Source organism: Micromonospora sp. NPDC047730 (genome assembly GCF_043204765.1).
Lineage (GTDB): Bacteria > Actinomycetota > Actinomycetes > Mycobacteriales > Micromonosporaceae > Micromonospora.
Genome location: NZ_JBIDCU010000018.1, coordinates 13,824 through 32,917, shown reverse-complemented (window position 1 = coordinate 32,917; position 19,094 = coordinate 13,824). Strand labels below are relative to the sequence as shown.

19 protein-coding genes are annotated in these 19,094 nt (G+C 69.7%); 14 read left to right on the top strand and 5 right to left on the bottom strand.

Annotation, left to right across the window (positions count from 1 at the left end):
- The first annotated feature begins 2 nt into the window (after positions 1-2).
- The 5 genes from ACGF5G_RS29425 (at position 3) to ACGF5G_RS29405 (ending at position 4,258) form a co-directional block, all read left to right on the top strand.
- Positions 3-1,100, top strand: a complete 1,098-nt coding sequence (locus ACGF5G_RS29425) for an amino acid ABC transporter permease (RefSeq protein ID WP_393268664.1) — start codon at positions 3-5, stop codon at positions 1,098-1,100.
- Between the two features lie 3 nt (positions 1,101-1,103).
- Positions 1,104-1,853 (top strand): amino acid ABC transporter ATP-binding protein, encoded by a 750-nt coding sequence (locus ACGF5G_RS29420; RefSeq protein ID WP_393268661.1) that lies wholly within the window; start codon positions 1,104-1,106, stop codon positions 1,851-1,853.
- Positions 1,854-1,891: 38 nt separating this feature from the next.
- Positions 1,892-2,671 (top strand): acetoacetate decarboxylase family protein, encoded by a 780-nt coding sequence (locus ACGF5G_RS29415; protein WP_393268658.1) that lies wholly within the window; start codon positions 1,892-1,894, stop codon positions 2,669-2,671.
- Between the two features lie 70 nt (positions 2,672-2,741).
- A complete protein-coding gene (locus ACGF5G_RS29410; RefSeq protein ID WP_393268655.1) occupies positions 2,742-3,431 on the top strand; it encodes a GntR family transcriptional regulator in 690 nt (229 codons plus the stop codon).
- 41 nt (positions 3,432-3,472) lie between these two features.
- The gene (locus tag ACGF5G_RS29405; protein ID WP_393268652.1) at positions 3,473-4,258 is read left to right on the top strand and encodes an SDR family NAD(P)-dependent oxidoreductase; all 786 of its coding nucleotides are present in this window, start codon (positions 3,473-3,475) and stop codon (positions 4,256-4,258) included.
- Between the two features lie 18 nt (positions 4,259-4,276).
- Here the strand turns inward: ACGF5G_RS29405 and ACGF5G_RS29400 are convergent, their stop codons facing one another.
- A complete protein-coding gene (locus tag ACGF5G_RS29400) occupies positions 4,277-4,441 on the bottom strand; it encodes a hypothetical protein (protein ID WP_393268650.1) in 165 nt (54 codons plus the stop codon).
- Positions 4,442-4,490: 49 nt separating this feature from the next.
- Positions 4,491-4,640 carry a hypothetical protein gene (locus ACGF5G_RS29395; RefSeq protein WP_393268648.1) on the bottom strand — a complete coding sequence of 50 codons (150 nt, stop codon included), beginning with the start codon at positions 4,638-4,640 and terminating at the stop codon, positions 4,491-4,493.
- A 201-nt stretch (positions 4,641-4,841) separates the two neighbouring features.
- Between ACGF5G_RS29395 and ACGF5G_RS29390 the strand changes: the two genes are divergently transcribed.
- The 8 genes from ACGF5G_RS29390 to ACGF5G_RS29355 all read left to right on the top strand — a co-directional run bounded on the left by ACGF5G_RS29390 (position 4,842) and on the right by ACGF5G_RS29355 (position 13,276).
- Positions 4,842-5,219 carry an SCP2 sterol-binding domain-containing protein gene (locus tag ACGF5G_RS29390; protein ID WP_393268647.1) on the top strand — a complete coding sequence of 126 codons (378 nt, stop codon included), beginning with the start codon at positions 4,842-4,844 and terminating at the stop codon, positions 5,217-5,219.
- Complete coding sequence (locus tag ACGF5G_RS29385) at positions 5,216-7,279, top strand: glycogen debranching N-terminal domain-containing protein (RefSeq protein ID WP_393268644.1); 2,064 nt, start codon at positions 5,216-5,218, stop codon at positions 7,277-7,279. The genes ACGF5G_RS29390 and ACGF5G_RS29385 overlap by 4 nt, the downstream gene beginning before the upstream one ends.
- A 134-nt stretch (positions 7,280-7,413) precedes the next feature.
- A complete protein-coding gene (locus ACGF5G_RS29380) occupies positions 7,414-8,226 on the top strand; it encodes a GntR family transcriptional regulator (protein WP_393268642.1) in 813 nt (270 codons plus the stop codon).
- Positions 8,227-8,240: 14 nt separating this feature from the next.
- Entirely contained in the window at positions 8,241-8,861 is a 621-nt protein-coding gene (locus ACGF5G_RS29375) for an ECF transporter S component (protein ID WP_393268639.1), read from the top strand.
- The gene (locus ACGF5G_RS29370) at positions 8,858-9,634 is read left to right on the top strand and encodes a hypothetical protein (RefSeq protein WP_393268637.1); all 777 of its coding nucleotides are present in this window, start codon (positions 8,858-8,860) and stop codon (positions 9,632-9,634) included. Before ACGF5G_RS29375 ends, ACGF5G_RS29370 begins: the two co-directional genes overlap by 4 nt.
- Complete coding sequence (locus ACGF5G_RS29365) at positions 9,631-11,397, top strand: ABC transporter ATP-binding protein (RefSeq protein WP_393268636.1); 1,767 nt, start codon at positions 9,631-9,633, stop codon at positions 11,395-11,397. The genes ACGF5G_RS29370 and ACGF5G_RS29365 overlap by 4 nt, the downstream gene beginning before the upstream one ends.
- Positions 11,397-12,203 (top strand): energy-coupling factor transporter transmembrane component T family protein, encoded by an 807-nt coding sequence (locus tag ACGF5G_RS29360; protein WP_393268634.1) that lies wholly within the window; start codon positions 11,397-11,399, stop codon positions 12,201-12,203. Before ACGF5G_RS29365 ends, ACGF5G_RS29360 begins: the two co-directional genes overlap by 1 nt.
- Positions 12,204-12,235: 32 nt before the next feature.
- Positions 12,236-13,276, top strand: coding sequence for an ADP-ribosylglycohydrolase family protein (locus tag ACGF5G_RS29355; protein ID WP_393268631.1), 1,041 nt, complete (start codon positions 12,236-12,238; stop codon positions 13,274-13,276).
- A 233-nt stretch (positions 13,277-13,509) separates the two neighbouring features.
- On the opposite strand, the gene rph is transcribed toward ACGF5G_RS29355, so the two are convergent.
- On the bottom strand, positions 13,510-16,110 hold the full coding sequence (gene rph / locus ACGF5G_RS29350; protein WP_393268629.1) for a rifamycin-inactivating phosphotransferase: 2,601 nt from the start codon (positions 16,108-16,110) through the stop codon (positions 13,510-13,512).
- 241 nt (positions 16,111-16,351) lie between these two features.
- Positions 16,352-16,600: a hypothetical protein gene (locus ACGF5G_RS29345; protein ID WP_393268628.1), complete on the bottom strand. Its 249-nt coding sequence runs from the start codon at positions 16,598-16,600 to the stop codon at positions 16,352-16,354.
- Positions 16,601-16,714: 114 nt separating this feature from the next.
- Here ACGF5G_RS29345 and ACGF5G_RS29340 point away from each other — a divergent pair, with 114 nt between their 5' ends.
- Complete coding sequence (locus tag ACGF5G_RS29340; RefSeq protein WP_393268625.1) at positions 16,715-17,335, top strand: dihydrofolate reductase family protein; 621 nt, start codon at positions 16,715-16,717, stop codon at positions 17,333-17,335.
- 369 nt (positions 17,336-17,704) lie between these two features.
- Here the strand turns inward: ACGF5G_RS29340 and ACGF5G_RS29335 are convergent, their stop codons facing one another.
- Entirely contained in the window at positions 17,705-19,027 is a 1,323-nt protein-coding gene (locus tag ACGF5G_RS29335; RefSeq protein ID WP_393268623.1) for an aspartate aminotransferase family protein, read from the bottom strand.
- Positions 19,028-19,094 lie beyond the last annotated feature (67 nt).

Genomic DNA, 19,094 nt, shown 5'->3' with positions numbered 1-19,094 from the left:
CCATGAAGGTACAGTCACCCGAGACACGTGACGCCCCGCCGACAACGTCCGGTACCGGCCTCACTCCGACCAGGCCACTGTCGACGACGGCCTACCTCACCGCCGCCGCCGTCCTCACCGTCCTGGCCGCGACCCTGTGCTACCAGCTCGCCACCATGCTGGTCGACGCACCCGCCACCCGGATCCTGCTCGGTGCCGCGCTCCCGGTCGCCGCGCTCGGTTGGCCCCTCTCGCTGGCCTACCGGCGCAGCCGCCGGTCCCGGCAGGACTGGGGGGCCGGTCGGTACGTCGAGGCCCGCCGGGCGGCGGCACATTCCCGCAACGCCGCCATCTCGTCCCTCGGACTCAGCGGCTGCCTGGCCATCGTGGCCGTGCTCGCCCTGATGGTCTTCACCAACGACGGGGCGGTGCAGAAGACGTTCTTCAACGGCGAGTACATGTCGCGCAGCTTCCTCGACATCCTCCGCGCCCTGTGGATCAACATCCAGATCGCGCTCGGCGCCCAGGTCCTCGCCATGGTCTTCGGGCTCGTGCTCGCCATCGGCCGGCAACTGCCGGGCCGGGGCTTCCGCCCGGTCAGGGCGCTGTCCATCGCCTACATCGACGTGTTCCGCGGCATCCCGTCGGTCGTCCTGATCTACCTCGTCTGCTACGGCCTACCGCTGACCGAGGTGCCGTTCCTCAGCGGCGGATCGCTGGTCGTCTACGCCATCGTGGCGTTGGCCATGACGTACAGCGCCTACAACGCGGAGCTGTACCGCGCCGGGATCGAGTCGATCAACCCCGGCCAGAGCTCCGCAGCCCTCTCCATGGGCCTGACCCAGACCGACGTCCAGCGGTTCGTCATCCTGCCGCAGATGGCCCGCAACATCGCCGCGCCCATGCTCAGCACCTTCATCGGCTTGCAGAAGGACACCGCGCTGGTGATCGTCGTCGGCATCATCGACGCGTTCAGCCAGGCCAAGATCTACTCGGCGAACGATTTCAACCTCTCCGCGGTGACCGCCGTGTGCATCGTCTTCGTTCTCATCACCATCCCGCAGACCCGGTTCGTCGACTACCTGCTCGCCCGTACCGGGGCCAGGAAGACAGGGGCGTGAGTCATGTCCCGAGCGTTTATCGAGTTCGACAAGGTGACCAAGCGGTACGGCGACCTCACCGTGCTGGACAAGGTCGACCTCACCGTCGGCCGGCACGAGGTCGTCACGCTCATCGGCGCCTCCGGTTCCGGCAAGTCGACGCTGCTGCGCTGCGTCAACGGGCTGGAGGACGTCCAGGGCGGGCAGATCCTCCTCGATGGTGACGTCGTCTCCGGCGAGGGCGTCGACCTGGTCGGGCTGCGCCGCCGGGTCGGGATCGTCTTCCAGAGCTACAACCTGTTCCCGCACATGACGGTGCTGCGGAACTGCACGCTCACCCCGATCCGCGCCGGCGTGGCGAGCAAGGTCGAGGCCGAGGCCAACGCGCGGGCGATGCTCGACCGCGTGGGCCTGCGCGACAAGGCCGACGCCTATCCCTCGCAGCTCTCCGGCGGCCAGCAGCAGCGCGTCGCCATCGCCCGGGCGATGCTCATGCGCCCGCAGGCCCTGCTGCTGGACGAGATCACCTCAGCCCTCGACCCGGAACTCGTGATCGAGGTGCTGAACCTGGTCCGGGAACTCGCCTCCGACGGCATCACCATGATGATGACGACCCACGAGATGCCCTTCGCCCGCGAGATCTCATCGAAGGTCTGCTTCCTGCACCGGGGCGTGATCCTCGAGCAGGGCCCGCCCGAGCAGATCTTCGAATCACCCACCGCGCCCGAACTCCGGTCGTTCCTCCGCAAGATCCACGAAGCCGGCCGGGACTAGGCCCACCCTCGATAAGACAAGGTCAGGGAAACCAACCGATGAGCAAGACGTACGACACCAGGGACTTCTTCACCTACCTCGGGTACCCGAGCGGCGACCGGCCCTACTGGTGCAAGGACCTGCGCAGCCTCTCCGTCTACTGCCGAGGCGACCGGGCGAACCTGGAGGCGCTCCTCGCGCCAACCCCGTTCGAGCTCGCCGACGACCGGTTCGTCGTGCAGATCGCGGACTTCGGCAACGCCACCCCCGGCCCCTTCTACGACTCGGGCGTCGTCATTCCCGTCCGCTACGGCGATCACCGGGGAGTCAACTACTTCTTCGAGTACGAGGACCAGCCCTGGAGCGTCGCCTTCGGCCGGGAGGTCTGGGGCTATCCCAAGCAGTACGCCGACATCGCGCTGACCGACACCGCCGACGCGGTCTCCGGCGCCGTGCACCGCTCCGGCAAGCTGATCTTCGGTATCTCGATGACCCCCGGGGACGGGCACGACAACACGGCCTGGGCGGACATGTCCCTCTACCCGCACCTTCAGGTCCACGCCCTGCCGGAAGCCGACGGGCCGGGGTTCCGGATCTTCGAGATCGTCTCCCGGGACACCTCGAAGGACTTCGTTCTCAAGCACCGGAGCTTCGGACCCGCAGCCGTCGAGCTCACCGACTCGCTCTCGGTCAACGGCGTCGGGTTGAAGGTGGTCGAGGTGCTCGGTGGGGAGTTCTCCGTCGGGGACTATGCCTGCACGGTGGAGAACGGCATCTCGACGGTGATCGACGACCTTCTCGGCGACCCGTCCCGCGCCGGAGCGTCGAAGCGCCCGTAACCGTCCGGTAGCTTGCCAGAGTGCGGGGCCGCTGCCCAGAAGCGGCGCACGACGTGGGGAAGGAATCGCGATGTTGTCGGAGTACGTCGGAAAGGGCGCGCTCGTCGGCATTGACCAGACGGGTAACGCCCTGCTGAGCCAGTCGGCCTACGCCAGCCTGTGCTCTCGACTCGTCCGCGCCGAGATCATGCCCGGGGACCGGCTCGTCGAGAACGACCTGCGGGCCGACCTCGGCGTGGGCCTCTCCCCGGTGCGTGAGGCCATCAGGCGGCTGGAGTTCGAGAAGCTGGTGGTCATCTACCCGCGCAGCGGCACCTACGCCACCGAGATCGCGCTCAAGGACTCCCGCTCGGTCATGGAACTGCGACTGGAACTGGAGTCCCTGGCCACGACGCTGGCCTGCCGCCGCGGCTCTAAAGCGGAGAAGGAACAACTCGTCGCGCTCGCCGAGGAGCAGGCCCGCACCACCGACCTGCAACGGTGCATCGACCTGGACGCCGCGTTCCACAAGGGCATCTACCTAATGAGCCGCAACGAGTACCTCAAGACGACCGCCCGGATCCACTTCAACCTGGCCCTGCGGCAGTGGTACTTCTGCTCCAAGGTGGTCACCACCCCGGACTGGACCGCGGTGGACCACCGTCCCCTCGCGGCGGCCATCGCCGACGATGACGCCGCCACCGCCGCCGAGCAGATGCGCGAGCACGTCCGCCACGACTCCCAGCAGGTGTTCGAGATCCTCACCAACTACGGCCTGTAGCCGCCCGAGGGGGGCGTGCCCGAGCCGGAAAGGACAGCGCCGTGCGATCGGCCGCACTGACATCCCTGTTCACCCTCGACGGAGCACGCGCCCTCGTCACCGGCGCCCACGGCGGTCTCGGCCGCGCCCAGGCCCTCGCCCTCGGCCACGCCGGCGCCGAGATCATCGCGACCGATCTGACGGCGGACCGCGCCGAGCAGGCCTGCGACTACCTGCGCCAGCAGGGCGTCCGCGCGCTTCCGCTGGCGCTGGAGGTCACCTCCCTCGACAGTATCGAGGCCGCGTTCGGCGCCCTCGAACAGCAAGGCCGCGTCCCCGACGTGGTGGTGAACAACGCCGGTGTGTCGCTGCGTAACAGCGCGTTGGACGCCACCGCCGCCGAGTTCGACCTGACCCTGGGGGTCAACCTGCGCGGCACGTACTTCGTGGCCCAGCGCGCCGCGCGGGCCATGCGGCCGCGCGGCGGGGGCCGGATCATCAACCTCGCCTCCATCGGCGGTCTGGTCGTCGACGGCGAGCGGTCCTCGGTGTACGACGCGTCGAAGGCCGCCGTGGTGCAGCTGACGAAGAACCTCGCCTACGAGTGGGGCAGGCATGGCATCCGGGTGAATGCCATCGCCCCGGGCTACATGCGCACGGAGATGACCGCCGACCTCATGCCCACCAGGGAAGTCGAGGACGAACTGGTGGCAAGGCACATCCCCCTGGGCCGGGTCGGCGAGGCGGGGGACCTGGCCGGCGCCGTGGTGTTCCTCGCCTCGAACGCGTCCGCGTACGTCACCGGGCACACGCTCACCGTCGACGGCGGTTGGGTCGTGTCGCTATGATGCTCTCCGCTGCGGGTCTCATGGTCGGCTCCACGTCCTGGCGAAGTACGGCGTGTCGGGCTGCTCCTCGAACGCGGACAACTCGCTGTACCGGAACTCGTGCATGATCTTTCCCGGCTCCTCGTCGCGGAAGTCGTCTTGGGCAGCAGCCTGATCGAGACCGAGTAGGCGCAAGGTGGCCACGGCTTGGTCCGGCACCACGGGCAGCGCCTGTAGACCGGTAAGGATCGAGTCACGGCCGGTGGCGGTTGCAGCCCTCGTCGACCCGCGCCGGCTCGTTGGTGGAGTTGATCGTCTCCCGCCGGAACTGGTCGCGCTCGTACCCGAGATCCAGGTATCCGTCCGCGGGCGTGGGCGAAGGCGCGTACGTTCCCGGGCGCACGCGATCGAGGCGGCAGCCGTCGGGCGTACCCGGTGGGCAGGCCGACCGGGGCGGACCTGGCGGGCAGTTGCTCCCCGCGGGCCGGCGGCACCGCGCGGGCCCGCGGACGCCCGCCAGGTTCATCCGATCCGGGTGAGGTGGCCCCACCCTGGTCCGAATGATGCTGCCCGTGGTCCGGCGGATTCTGCGGGAGGTGGTGCCATGTCGGAGGCGACCAGGACGTTCTTCGAGGCGCTCGAACGCCACGGCCACGAACGCCTGCTGAAGAAGACGAACGGCACCATACGCTTCGACCTCGCGCACGACCACGAGGTCGACCACTGGTTGGTGGAGATCCGCGGTGGCACCGTTCGGGTGTCGCAGCAGAACAGCGACGCCGACGCGGTCGTCCGCGCCGACAGCGCGTTCTTCGACCGGTTGGCGCGTGGCGAGGCCAAACCGCTCGCGGCGTGGCTGCGGAACGACATAACCTCCGAAGGACAGTTCCGGTTCGTCCTCCTGTTGGAGCGGCTTTTCGCGCCTCCGCCCGGCGCGCGTCACCCGCGGTTCGCCGCCCGTGACGTTCGGAGGCAGGGATGAAGAGCGACCTCGTCAGAGTCCTGGACGGCAACGTCTTCGTGTTGAGCGACGGCAGTGGCGACATTGACGCCGGCCCCACCGTCCCGTTGGGATTCTTCTCGTTCGACACCCGGTTCCTGTCGCGGTGGCGGCTGACCGTCAACGGCGAACGGGTGAGCGCGCTGGCCGTGGACGACCCGTCGTACTTCGAGGTGCGGTTCTTCCTGGTGCCGGGGGCCCCGACGCACTACGTGGACGCCAAGGTGTCGGTGATCCGGGAACGGTCGGTGGTCGGCAGCAGCTTCGAGGAGCGGTTGACGGTGCTCAACCATTCCGGGGAACCGGCTGATTTCACGGTCCGCGTGGACGCGGCCGGTGACTTCGTCTCGGTGCTCGCGATCGGACAGGAATGGGTGAGACCCGGTCGGCTCTACCAGCACGTCGAGGACGGGCGCCTGCACCTCGGCTACGTGCGGGAGAAGTTCCGGCGGGAGACGGTGATCTCCACGACTGAGCCGGCGCAGGTCGACGAACAGGGGCTGACCTACCACATCCGGATCGAACCCCACGGGCAGTGGAGCACCAAGCTGCACGTCCAGGGGCTGGTGCTGCGCCCCGACGGTCAGGATGTCCGAGAGCACATTTCTCCCGCCCGCGAACGACGCGACGCCGCGCGGCTGCAGGACGACCTGCGGCAGTGGCTCGACAAGGCTCCGCGGTTGGGCTGCGACTGGAAGCCGGTGGAGCGGGCCTACGAGCGCAGCCTGGTCGATCTCGCCGCGCTCCGGTTCGCGCCGCTGACGCTGCCGACCGAGCCGTTGCCGGCGGCGGGGCTGCCGTGGAACGCGACTCTCACCGGCCGCGACGCCATCCTCACCAGCCTGCAGGTGTTGCCGTTCACGCCGGAGTTGGCCGTCCACACCCTGCGGATGCTCGGCATCGACCAGGGCTCCGTGCTCGACGACTTCCTCGACGAGGAGCCGGGCAAGGTCGCGCGCGAGGTCCGCTACAGCGAGCTGGTCGCGTTCGAGGAACGCCCCCAGTCGGAGTATTTCGGTGCTGCCGACAGCACCCCGCTCTACGTGATTCTGCTCGACGAGTACGAGCGGTGGACGGGGGACGCCACACTCGTGCGCGAATTCGAGGACGAGGCGCGCGCGGCGCTGCACTGGATCGACGAGTACGGCGACATCATGGGCGACGGCTACGTCTGGTACCAGCGCCGCAACGAGCGGACCGGGCTGGAGAACCAGTGCTGGAAGGAATCCCCGAACGCCATCTCGTTCCGCGACGGCCGGCTGCCGAGCCAGCCCCGGGCGACCTGCGAACTGCAGGGCTACGCCTACGACGCCAAGGTCCGCGGCGCCCGACTCGCCCGCCGGTTCTGGCGCGACCCCGCGTACGCCGATCGGCTGGAAAGCGAGGCCGCCGAACTCAAGGACCGCTTCAACCGCGACTTCTGGATCGACGAGGGCGAGTACTACGCGCTCGCCCTCGACGGCGACGGCCGTCAGGTCGACGCCCTCTCCTCCAACATCGGCCACCTCCTGTGGAGCGGCATCGTCGACGAATCCCGAGCCGCGAAGATCGCCGAGCACCTGCTCGGCCCCCGCCTCTTCTCCGGCTGGGGGGTACGCACCCTCGCGCACGGCGAGGGGCGGTACAACCCGCTCGGCTACCACGTCGGCACCGTCTGGCCGTTCGACAACTCCTTCATTGCCTGGGGCCTGCGCCGCTACGGATTCCACCAGGAGGCCGGGCGCATCGCCGAGGGAATCCTCGACGCGTCCCGGCATTTCCAGGGGCGCCTTCCGGAGGCCTTCGGCGGCTACGACCGCGAGTTGACCCGGCACCCCGTCCAGTATCCGCCGGCGAACAGCCCGCAGGCCCTGGCCACCGCGGCCCCCCTGCTGCTGGTGCGCACGCTGCTCGGCCTTGAGCCGTACGGCGAGGATCTGGTGGTCGCGCCGGCACTGCCCGAACGGTTCGGTCGGATCGAACTGCTCGACATTCCAGGGCGGTGGGGCCGCATCGACGCCATCGGCACCGTCGCACGCCAGGAGGCGCCGCTCGGCAGATGAGCCGGTCGTGCCGGGATCTCGACCCGTCGGGTGCGTCCGGGAGCCCGTTGCGGGGTCACCCACGAGACGCAGCTTGACCAGGGCATTGTCATTGGGCGGTCATTGGTCTACGGTTCGGGACCAATAGCCGCCCAATGTTCGAGGTGATCATGTACGAGCCCGCCGACATCAGCGATGTCGTCGTCGACGAGACCCGGCCGGTACCCGCGTACTACCAGGTCTACGAGGCGTTGCGGCAGCGGCTCGGCGGCTCCGACCTCCCCCCGGGCAGCCGGCTGCCCACCGAACGGGCCATGGCCGAGCAGTTGGGCGTGAGCCGGGCGACGGTCCGCGAGGCGCTGACCCGCCTCGAACGCGATGGGCTCGTCAACCGGCGGCAGGGCGACGGCACGTATGTGGCCGAACCCCGGGTCGAGCACGACATGCGGTTCCTGCACGGGTTCTCCGCCGAGCTGGCCCGGCGCGGGCACCGAGTCCGCTCGAAGGTCCTCGCCATGGGCGCCGTCCGTCCCTCCGCCCGGCTCTGCGAGGTCCTCCGGGTCGCCGACGGCCCGGACACGGTGATCGAGCTGCGCCGGGTCCGTTCCCTCGACGGCAGCCCGGTGTCGCTGGAGACGGTGTGGCTCCCCGCCGACCGGTGCGCCCCCCTGCTCGGCGTCGACCTGAACGACCGGTCGCTCTACGACTCGCTGCGCGCCTTCGGCATCCAGCCGGTACGCGGGCACGAGCAGCTCACCGCCACCGTCCTCGACGACTTCGAGGCGACCTGCCTCGACCAGCGGGTCGGCGCCCCCGCCTTCCTGGTCGAACGGGTCACCTACGACGCCGCCGACCGCGCAGTCGAGTACGTCAAGAGCGTCCTGCGCGCCGATCGGTTCACCATCCGCACCGACCTCGACCTCGAGGCGGCCCGTTCCCCGCACACACCCCCCACCCCCGAAAGCTGACCGGAGGTTCCCCCATGAGCGAGCCCAGCGAGCGAAACATCAAGCACGGTCCGGACGAACCTCGTGACGGTCTCCGAGCGCCGGAAAGAACCGGCCCGAGCAATGGCGAAGCCCGGCGGGTCGAACGCCGTCGCGGTGCCGCGCGCTTCTTCACCCCCCGCCGGATCGCCCGCATCGCCATCCTCGTCGCGCTCAGCGCCGTCGGCGCGTTCATCAAGCTGCCCAGCCCGACCGGCACGGTGGCGCTCGACTCCGCGCCCGCCTTCCTCGCCGGCGCCGCGTTCAGCCCGCTCGAAGGGTCCATCGTCGGGGCGCTCGGGCACCTGCTCTCCGCCCTGACCACCGGTTTCCCGCTCGGCCTCCCCGTCCACCTGCTGGTCGCGGCCGAGATGGCCGTCTTCGTGGCGATCTTCGGCCTGCTGGCCCGCCGGGTGAACATCTGGCTCGCGATCGTCGTCGGCATCGTGCTCAACGGGGTCGGCGGCGCCGCCATCATGATCCCGATCGGCGGCGTCGGACTCTTCGCCGCGCTCGTGCTGCCACTCACCGTCGGGTCGGCGATCAACATCCTGGTCGCTGCCGCCGCGACCCGGGCCCTGCGCTCCGCCGGCCTCGCAGAGGAGGAGACCAGATGACCGGCGCGGTACGCGGCGTCCGGCGAATCCGGGACCTCACCGTACTCGACCTCACCGACAGCTGCCTCGTCGTCGCCTGCGACTCCGTGGGCGGCATCGGCCCGAAGCCGCACGACACGGTGGCCGTACCGGCGTCGACCGTCGCGCACTTCGCCACCCGCGTGCCGCTGCTGGAGGTGCTCTGCGCCGGAGCCACTCCGACCCTCGTGGTCAACACGCTCTGCGTGGAGGCCGACCCGCAGGGCCGGGAGATGATCGCCGCGGTCGTCGCGCTCGCCGCCGAGGTCGGCCTTGACGCCGACCGGGTCACCGGTACGACCGAGGACAACGTCCCCACCGTCGCCACCGGCATCGGGGTGACCGTCCTCGGCGAGGCGGCTCACGGGGCGCTGCGCCCCGGGGCCTCCCGCCCGGGGGACGTGGTGGTCTGCCTGGGTCTGCCCCGCTCGGCACCCCGGGACCGGGTCGTCCCCGGCCACCCCGACTTCGTCGGTCTCGCCGACCTGCGGGCCCTGCTCGACAGCGGCATCGTCCACGACGCGCTCCCGGTGGGCTCCAAGGGCCTGGCCTGGGAGGTGCCGCAGCTCGCGGCCAGCGCCGGGCTCACCGTCGACTGGCGGACCGACCATCCCGTACCGGTCGACCGCTCCGCCGGCCCGTCGGCCTGCGTCCTGGTGAGCTGCCGCCCGACCGACCTGACCGCGGTCCGTGCCGCCTTCCCCGATCCGCTGCCGGTGAGCGTGGTCGCCGACCTGACCGAGGAGGCACCATGACCACCCGAGGACTGACCCGAGCCGCCGGCGGCGAGTCGCGGGGCACCGGCGACCCGGACGCCGTGCTGCGCGCCGACGGCGTCGGCTTCCGGTACCGGTCGGCCACCGAGCGCCAGCTCACCGACGTCTCCTTCCAGATCCGGCGCGGCGAGCGGGTCGCCGTCATGGGCGCCACCGGGGCCGGGAAGACCACCTTGTTGATGATGTTCAACGGGCTCATCCCGCACCACCACGACGGTGAGATGCACGGGTACCTGACCGCGGTCGGCCTGGACACCGTCGAACACGACGTGGTCGACCTGGTCCGGCACGTCGGCCTGGTCATGCAGGACCCGGAGTCGCAGATCACCGGCCGGCTCGCGCTGGACGACGCGGCGGTCGGCCCGGCAAACCTCGGGCTGCCCCGCGCCGAGGTGCTCGACCGGGCCCGCCGGGCCCTCGACGCGGTCGGCCTCGGCGAGCTGGCCGACCGGGACACCGGGCAGATGTCCGGTGGGCAGCAGCAGCGGCTGGCCATCGCCGGCATCCTGGCCATGGCTCCGGAGATCCTCGTGCTCGACGAGCCGACCAGCGAACTGGACCCGGCCGGTACGGCCCAGGTGTTCGCGGTGGTGGAGCAGGCCGCCGCCGACCGCCACCGGACCGTGGTCCTGGTCGAGCACGAGCCGGAACTCGTGGCGCAGTGGGCCGACCGGCTGATCGTCCTGCACGACGGTGCCCTCGTACACGACGGCCCACCGGCGGAGTTCTTCGCCGCCGCGGAGCGGGCCGAGGCGGTGGGACTGCGACCACCGCAGGTGACCACCGTCTGCCACGCGCTCCAGCGGGCCGGCCGGCTGCCCGCCGACCGGACGGCGGTGACCCTGGACGAGGCGGTCGCCGTGCTCCAGGACCGGCTACCGGTCACCGCCCGGGCACGCGCCAGCGCCCGAGCCCCGCAGCCGGCGGTTGCGGCGGACGCGGCCGTCGTGATCGAGGCGACCGGCCTCGGCCACCGCTACCCGTCCGGGGTCCAGGCCCTGTCCGACGTGGACGTCCGGGTCCGGGAGGGCGAGTTCGTCGCCCTGCTCGGCCGTAACGGCGCCGGGAAGACAACCTTCGCCCGGCACCTCAACGGCCTGCTCCGTCCCACTGCCGGCCAGTTGCGGGTGTACGGCCGCCCCACCGGCGACCGCTCGGTCAGCGACCTGGCCACCGACGTCGGGTACGTCTTCCAGAATCCGGATCACCAGATCTTCGCCCCGACCGTCCGCGACGAGGTCGCGTTCGGGCTCCGTAACGCGGGCTGGGCGGACGACCGGATCGAGGAGAAGGTACGCGAGGTGCTCGACCTGGTGGGCATGCGCGCCCACCTCGACCACCACCCGTTCCGGCTCGGTAAGGGGCAGCGGCAGCGGCTGGCGGTGGCCAGCGTCCTGGCCCTGGAACCCCGGATCCTCATCGTCGACGAGCCGACGACCGGCCAGGACTGGCGCGGCGCGCGGGCGATCATGGACCTGGTCCGCGAGTTGAACCGGGCCGGCCGGACCATCCTGATGGTCACGCACGACATGCCCCTGGTCGCCGAGTACGCACATCGGGCGCTGGTGTTCGATGCCGGGCGGCTGCGCGCCGACCTTCCGGTGGCCGACCTCTTCGCCGACGAGGACCTGCTCGCCGGGACCCAACTCGTCGCACCCCAGGTGACCCGCCTGGCCCGGCGGCTCGGGCTGCCCCCGGTCACCACCGTGGAAGCGTTCGTCGAACTGTGGGAGGAAGCCTGATGTTCCTCGAGTACCGGCACGGCACGAGCTTCTTTCACCGGATGGACGTCCGCACCAAGCTCCTCGTCTTCGTGGTCGCGGTGGTGTTGACCTTCCAGTTCGCCCACCCGCTGCCCAACGCGCTGCTGGCCGTCGGCTCGCTGCTGCTCCTGCCCGCGCTTGGCGTGCCGGGGCGGCAGGTGGGCAAGCTACTGGCGCCCTTGGCCCCGGTCGTCGTCCTGATTCTGGTCTTCGCGGCGCTCAGTCGGGGCCCCGGTGACTTCGGCTCGTCCTCCTCCGCCCGGGTGCTGGTGCACCTCTGGTTCGGTGACGGCCTGCCGCTGACCGTCGGCGGCCTGGCCCACGGCGCCAACCTGGGCCTGCGGATCCTCACCATGGTGTGCCTGACCGCCGCGCTGATCGTCAGTACGCCGGTGGAGCACTTCGTCGCCCTGATGCGCATGGCCCGGCTGCCGTTTCCGGTGGTCTTCATCGTGATGACCGCCCTGCGGTTCGTCCCGACCATGCAGCACCGGGCCAATCAGGTACTGGACGCCCAGCGGGCCCGGGGCGCAAAGATCGACGGCGGGATGATCGGTGCGATTCGCGCCTACACCACCATCATGGTGCCGCTCTTCTCCACCGGCATCCGGATGTCCGAGGAGTTGGCCGCCGCGATGCTCAACCGTGGCTACGGCATCACCCGGCAACCCACCGCGCTGACCATCCTGCGTCCGACCTGGCGTGATCCCGCCATAGCCGTGGTGACCGCCGTGGTGGTCGGCGTGGTCGTCTGGGCCCGGCTGACGGGGTGGGGATCGTTGTGACCACTGTAGAACCGATGAATGGAGTACCCGACATGACCGACCGAGCGACGCTGGACACCGTGACCACGGCGGATCGGGCGCGGGGCTGCCTGGCCGGGGTCGCGCTCGGCGACGCCATGGGCATGCCCGGCGAGCTGTGGCCACGCCAGCGGGTCGTGTCGACCTTCGGCTGGATCGACCGTTTCCTGCCCGGCCCGGACGGCCACTTCGTGGTGGACGGCTTCGTCGCCGGCCAGGTCACCGACGACACGCAGCAGACGTACATGCTCGCCGGGGCGATCCTCGCCGCGGGCGGCACCGTGGACACCGCCGTGGTCGCCCGGCACCTCGTCGAGTGGGCCGACCGGGTGGGAGCGAGCGAGGGCAATTTCCTAGGCCCCAGTTCGGCCCAGGCGATCCGGCGGCTCCGGGAGGGGGCCGACCCGGCGGAGACCGGCAAGGGCGGGGAGACCAACGGCGCCGCGATGCGGATCGCCCCGGTCGGCCTGCTGCACCGCAGCGACCGACTCGACGCGCTGGTCGACGGGGTGGTGGCCGCCTCGCTGATGTCCCACCACACCAGCGTGGCGATCAGCGGTGCCAGCCTCGTCGCGGGCACCATCAGCGCCGCTGTCGAGGCGCCTGGCTCGGCCGACCGGCCCACCCGGCTGGCCGGGGCGCTGGAGGTCGGGTATGAGGCGGGCCGGCTCGGCGCGACCCGGGGCGAGCAGGTGGTCAGCCCCTCGGTGGTCCGCCGCGCCCAGTGGGCCGCCGACCTGGCGCGGCAGCCCGGGGACGACGTCGACTTCCTCGCGGACCTCTACGACCTGGTCGGTGGTGGCGTGGCGACCGCCGAGACGGTGCCCGCCGCGATCGGTCTGCTGGTCCGCTCGGACGCGGACCCGTTGCGCTGCGCCGTGCTGGCGGCGAACCTCGGCGGGGACACCGACACCATCGGCGCGATCGCGACCGGGATGGCCGGCGCGGTCAGCGGGCTCTCCGCCATCCCCCGGGACCTGTTCGACCAGCTCCGGGCGGTCAACGGGATCGACCCCGAGAAGCTCGCCGACGCGCTGCTCGACCACCGTCACTGAGCTGCACCAGGTGTGATCCTCGGCGACCCGCACGGAACGGGTGGCTCGCCGTACTCGTACCTCGGCAACGGTCACCGGCCGCCGTGGACGTCGGAGGTCACGTGGGGGTGCCGTTCGCGCGGCACCGTCCGTGACGTCCCCGTCCACGGGCGGTCGCCGCCCGACCGCTCCGGGCGCTCGTGATCGAGTTCGGCGTCTGCCAGAAGCTCGGATGACCTCTCGGTCGATGGGAGTCAGGGCAGGATCTCGACGTACCCGTCGGTTCCGTGCACGCGAATCCGCTGCCCATCCCGGATCAGCCTGGTCGCATGCTCCACACCGACGACGGCGGGCAGGCCGTACTCCCGGGCGACCACCGCCCCGTGGGTCATGAGGCCGCCCGCCTCCGTCACCAACCCCTCGATCGCGACGAACAGGGGCGACCAGCTCGGGTCGGTGTAGGCGGTGACCAGGATGTCGCCTGGTGCGAGATCGGCCTCGGAGATGTCCAGGATGACGCGAGCTCGCCCCTCGACGGTTCCACCGGAAACCGGGAGGCCGACCAGCGCGTCGTGCGGCACATCGTCTCGTCGGTACGCCCCGGCGACACCTTCCCCTTCCGACGTGAGCACCCGGGGCGGTGTGAGCGCTTGGTACGACCTGAACGCGTCCTTGCGCTGCCGGATGAGCTGATCATCCGCCTGGTTCGTGCGCACGACGTCGTGAAGCTCCTGGAACGTCAGGTAGAAGATGTCTTCCTTCTCGCGAAGCACGTTGGCCTGCACGAGGCGCTCGGCCTCGTCGAGCAGGGCCTGTTTGTAGACGAAGTAGCGGCTGACAATGACGTACTTCGGGTACTCCCGGTACCCGATGAAGGTGCGGACCCGGTCGATCATCCGCTTGGTTTCTTCGGCTTTCCGTTCCCCGTCCGGCAGGGCCCGCAAGCGTTCCAGGACGTCGTGTTCCTTTTTCTCCGCCTCCTGGCGTCCTTGCTCGAAGCGCCGCTTGCGAGCGCCCGGCTCGAAGTTCCTGATGTTGTCGAGGATGAGGGACACCAGCGTGGTGGGGCGTTCGCTCCAGCGCGGCCTCGTGATGTCGATCTCGCCGACGCAGCGCATGCCGTACCTGTCGAGATAGGCCCTGATGGCGTCTCGCGCATCCTGGCCGCCCGGGAGCCCGGTCAGCTCATCCAGGAAGCCTTCGTCCTTGACCTGCCGCAGGAAGGTCACGACCTCCGGATGCGGGCGGATGACGTCGGCGACGTCCAGGAGCGCCAGCCCCATCTCCGACGTGACGTTGTGGGGCGCGGACAACGTGAGCGTGTCGGAAGCATTCTTTTCGCCCAGCCACGCCTGCAGCTGCTCGTTGAGCCACCACGAGGCTTCCATCCCCGCCATGATCACCTGCATGCTCCGCGGATCGCCGACGAGCCGCTTGTGCTCCTCGAAGGACGCCAGGAGGAAGTCGAACAGCGCCGGCCCGGATTTCGTCGCGATGTCGCGCTGCAAGGTGGCGATGGACGCCTGGCTGCGTTCGACCAGGTCGGTGACGATGGCCGGATCGGTCTCGACCGGTTCGGGGGCGCCGCCGCCAGCGGGCGGCCCTGGTGGACCCTGGTCGGGCAGCGACGGGATGAGGTCGCCGCGGTCGATGATGGTCTCCAGCGCGTCCCTGGTCAGCGGATCGGATCTTCCCACGAGCTCCAGGAGGCCGGCGCGGCTCGACGGCGACGCCAGAGCCCGGGTGACGTCGACGAACAGTCGACCACCGGCGTCGTGCATCGGCGCGAGGGCCGTCAGTTGCCACACGGAAAGCCCCAGAGGCTTCATGGGGTCCGTCATCATCTGCTGGTGACCGACGGAGACGTAGACGTGGTTGGCCCCGTCGCGGGTCTCGGGGACGGGGAACAGCGTGGTGATCGGCCGGCTCTGGACGATCTGGAAGTCATCGTCGACCAGGCACCATTCGATGTCCTGCGGGTGGCCGAAGTGGGCTTCGATCCGCCGGCCCAGCTGCACCAGCCGCAGGACCTGTGCATCCGCCAGTGCCGGCTGCTCCTGCCGCTCCGAGTCGACCGGCTGTTCCTTCGTCCCGCCAGCCGGCAGGGCGTGGATGGCAAGCCGCTTGGTGGCGATTGCCTTGTCGATGATCTTACCGTCGCTCTCCTTGTAGGCGTCCGCGTTCACCAACCCGGAGACCAGAGCCTCGCCGAGGCCGAAGCTGGCCTCCACAGCGGCGACCTTCCGGTTGGACGTGACGGGGTCGGCCGTGAACAGGACGCCGGCCACCTGCGGGAAAACCATCTTCTGTACGACAACGGCCATGTGGACCGCGCGGTGGTCGATGCCGTTGCGCTGACGGTAGGTCACGGCCCGCTCGGTGAACAGCGAGGCCCAGCACCGGCTGACGTGCTGGAGGATCGCCGCCTGCCCCATGATGTTCAGGTACGTGTCCTGCTGCCCTGCGAAGGAGGCCGTCGGCAGGTCCTCTGCCGTCGCGCTGGACCGGACGGCGTAGGCGGCTCGCTCGCCCAGCTGGGTGAGAGCCCGGGTGATGGCTGCCGCCACATCGTCGGGGAGGACGATCGCCTCGATGGTCCGGCGGATCTCCGCACTGAGCGTGCGGATCGTCTCCCGGTCGTCCGGCTTCAGGCGCGACAGCTGATCGAGCCGGCCGTCGATCGACGGCGCTTCGGCCATGATCCGCCGGAAGGCGTCTGTTGTCACGCAAAAGCCAGCCGGCACCCGGATGCCGTCGATCCGCGACAACGCCCCCAGGTGCGCGCCCTTGCCGCCAACGATTGCGGCCTGCATCTCGTCGACCTTTTGGAGACTCGTCACGTACTGCTCGATCATCGCGATACCTCCGAGGCGGCCGTCCTCCGCGGCACTCCACCGACCGGGCGGATCACCCGCGTCTCGAGTTCGGTCCGACCCGCTGGGTTTGCCCTCGTCTCTCCCTGCCTTCCCCTGTGGCGGTCGGCTGGCCGCTCCGCCCATTCGGGCGGTGCGCACACCCCCATCTCCGCGTCGATCGGCCGCAATCGCACCCGGAACGCGACCAGCGCTTCGACGTCACCGCGCCTCCCATAGGTCGTCAACAACGCACGCATGTCGTGCCCTCATTTTCTTCATCCGTTTTCTTGGGTCCGGCCGACGATTCTGCGGTAAGCCCCGGGTCTTGCGGCAAGCCCCCCGGTGCGATATACGTTAAAGTGGGATCGTTCACTTTGTTGTTGTTCGCTGCGGTCTGAAGCGCCTCCTTGGAGGCGGTGGCATGGCGCGAACGGCGGTACATATTGCCGGTCCAGCAGGATGTCGAATCGGAAGCCGTCCACTGGCTCATCGACGACACCTTTTGGGACCAGCACCCCCCGAAAAGACGAGCGGAGACTCAGCCCCTCTCGGCGGGACGCGACCCTGCGAAGGCGACGGAGGCCGTTACGAGGAGGAGAAAGCAATGACCAGCGGAATGGGCCGGGCGATCTGCGACATCACGATCTCGGCCGACGGATACTCGGCCGGGCTCAACCAGACCGAGGAACGCCCGTTCGGCGACGACGGCGGCGACGGCTCGGGCGGCAAGCTGCACGCCTGGATGTTCGACACTCCCTCCGAGAACCGGGCCGAGGTCGACCAGATGACCGCCGCCAACGCATTCATCATGGGGCGCAACATGTTCGGCCCGGTGCGTGGCGAGTGGGATCGGCAGTGGAACGGCTGGTGGGGCGACGATCCGCCGTTCCACGCACCGGTCTTCGTGCTCACCCACCACGGGCGCGACCCGCAGCCGATGGACGGCGGCACCACGTACTACTTCGTCACGGACGGAGTCGAGTCGGCGCTGGCACAGGCACGCGCGGTGGCCGGCGACGGCGATGTCGCGATCCTGGGCGGCGCGACCACCATCAACCAGTACCTCGCCGCCGGCCTGATCGACGAGCTGCGGCTGCACATCGTGCCGCTCACGCTCGGTGCCGGCACGCGGCTGTTCGAGGGTGTCCCGCCGCTGAAACTCGAGCAGGTGAAGTCGCGAGCCGCGACCTCGGTTATGCATGTGACCTACCGTGTGCTGTCCTGAGCTGGAGGGCGCCGTTTGCCCGGGACGGTCCGCTGCACACCGGGCCCGACGTCGGCCCGGCTGAGCGGTTACCTCGTGTCTCGTCGCGAGTCATTGAGTATCGGCGATCGTTATCCATGCCGCGGTGGGTGCTGCGATCATGACGAACTGGCGGTTGACACGCCCGTCCTGCTCGACGATCGAGGGCCTGATCAACGAGCTGGGGCCGCACTGGCGGGCGCGGCACCGTGACCGGCTCGCCGCGCGCACGCGCCATCGCGGTATTCGAGCAGGAGCCAAGACGCGTACGCCCTACGCCTTGCTCGATCTGGTCTGCGTCGGCGGCCAGGTGACGCCATCAACGCCGACGGGAACGGGTGACGCGGCCGGTCAGGCCGGCGCCGCTTCGCCGATCGCCTGGTCGAGGATTTCCAGACCGAGGGCCAGTTCCTCTCGGGTCGTGGTGAGGGGTGGTGCGATCCGGAAGGTGCTTCCCATGCCGGGCAGTTGCACGACGTTCATGTGGAGGCCAAGTTCGAGGCAGCGGCGGGTGACCTGGGCGCCGAGGACGTCGGAGCCTTCACGCGTTTCCCGGTCGATGACGAGTTCGATCCCCTGCATCAGCCCGCGCCCCCGTACGTCTCCCACCACGTCGTGCCGGTCTCTGATGTCAAGCAGGCCGGCGCGTAGGAACCCGCCCAGCTCCCGTGCTCGGATGTCCATCTGCTCCTGTTGGAGGACGTCGAGCACGGTGTTGCCGACGGCGGCGACGAGGGGGTCGGACACGTGGGTGGTGTAGAAGAGGTAACCCAGCTCGTGTGCCCGTTGTTCGATCTCTTCGGTCGTGATTACCGCGGCGAGTGGTAGGCCGGCGCCCAGCGTCTTGGACAGCGTGAGGATGTCGGGCACGATGCCGTCGCGTTGGAAGGCGTACCACGTGCCGGTGCGGCACAGGCCGGTCTGCGCCTCGTCGACGATCAGCAGCATGCCGCGCTCGCGGCACTTGCGGGCCAGGGCGGCGAAGTAGCCCGGCGGTGGCTCGATGATGCCGCCAGAGCTGAGGATCGGCTCGACGATGCACGCCGCGAGACTCCCCGACGACTGGGCATCGACGAGGGTGAAGCCGTAGTCGAGCTGCCGCTGCCAGTCAAACTCGCCGTCCGAGGTGGTGAAGTCGGGGCGGTACGGGTTGGGCGTGGGGATCGCGAAGTTTCCCGGCGGCGTAGGCCCGTAACCCCGGTGGCCGGCGCTGTATGTTGCGGCGGCCGCCGCGTGCGTCATGCCGTGCCACGACTTGGCGAAGGCGACGATCTCGTGTTTGCCCGTCACGAGCTTGGCCATCCGAATGGCTGCCTCGTTCGACTCGGCGCCGGTCGTCAGCAGCAGCGCCTTCTCGAGTGGCGGGGGGAGGGACTCGGCGAGCCGGCGCGCGAGGTCGACCACCGAGCGCGACAGCATGCCGCTGAAGAGATGGTCCAGGCTGGCGATTTCCCGCTGCACCGTGTGGACGATCGCGGGATGACAGTGGCCGAGAATGGCGCTCATCTGACCTGAGGTGAAGTCCAGGATCTGCCGGCCGTCGGCGGCGTACACGAAGCTGCCGGCCGCGCGCTCGATGATCTCGGGCGTGAACGGACCGCCGTAGCGCACCAGATGGCGGTCGACGTCAGACCAGAACTGTTCGGCGGCGCTCTGCTCCGTAGTCAGCGTCATACGCCTCACGATAGGGCCGTTCGTTATGCACGAAAAGCCAAGGTTTCTGGCTACGCTGTGCGGAATT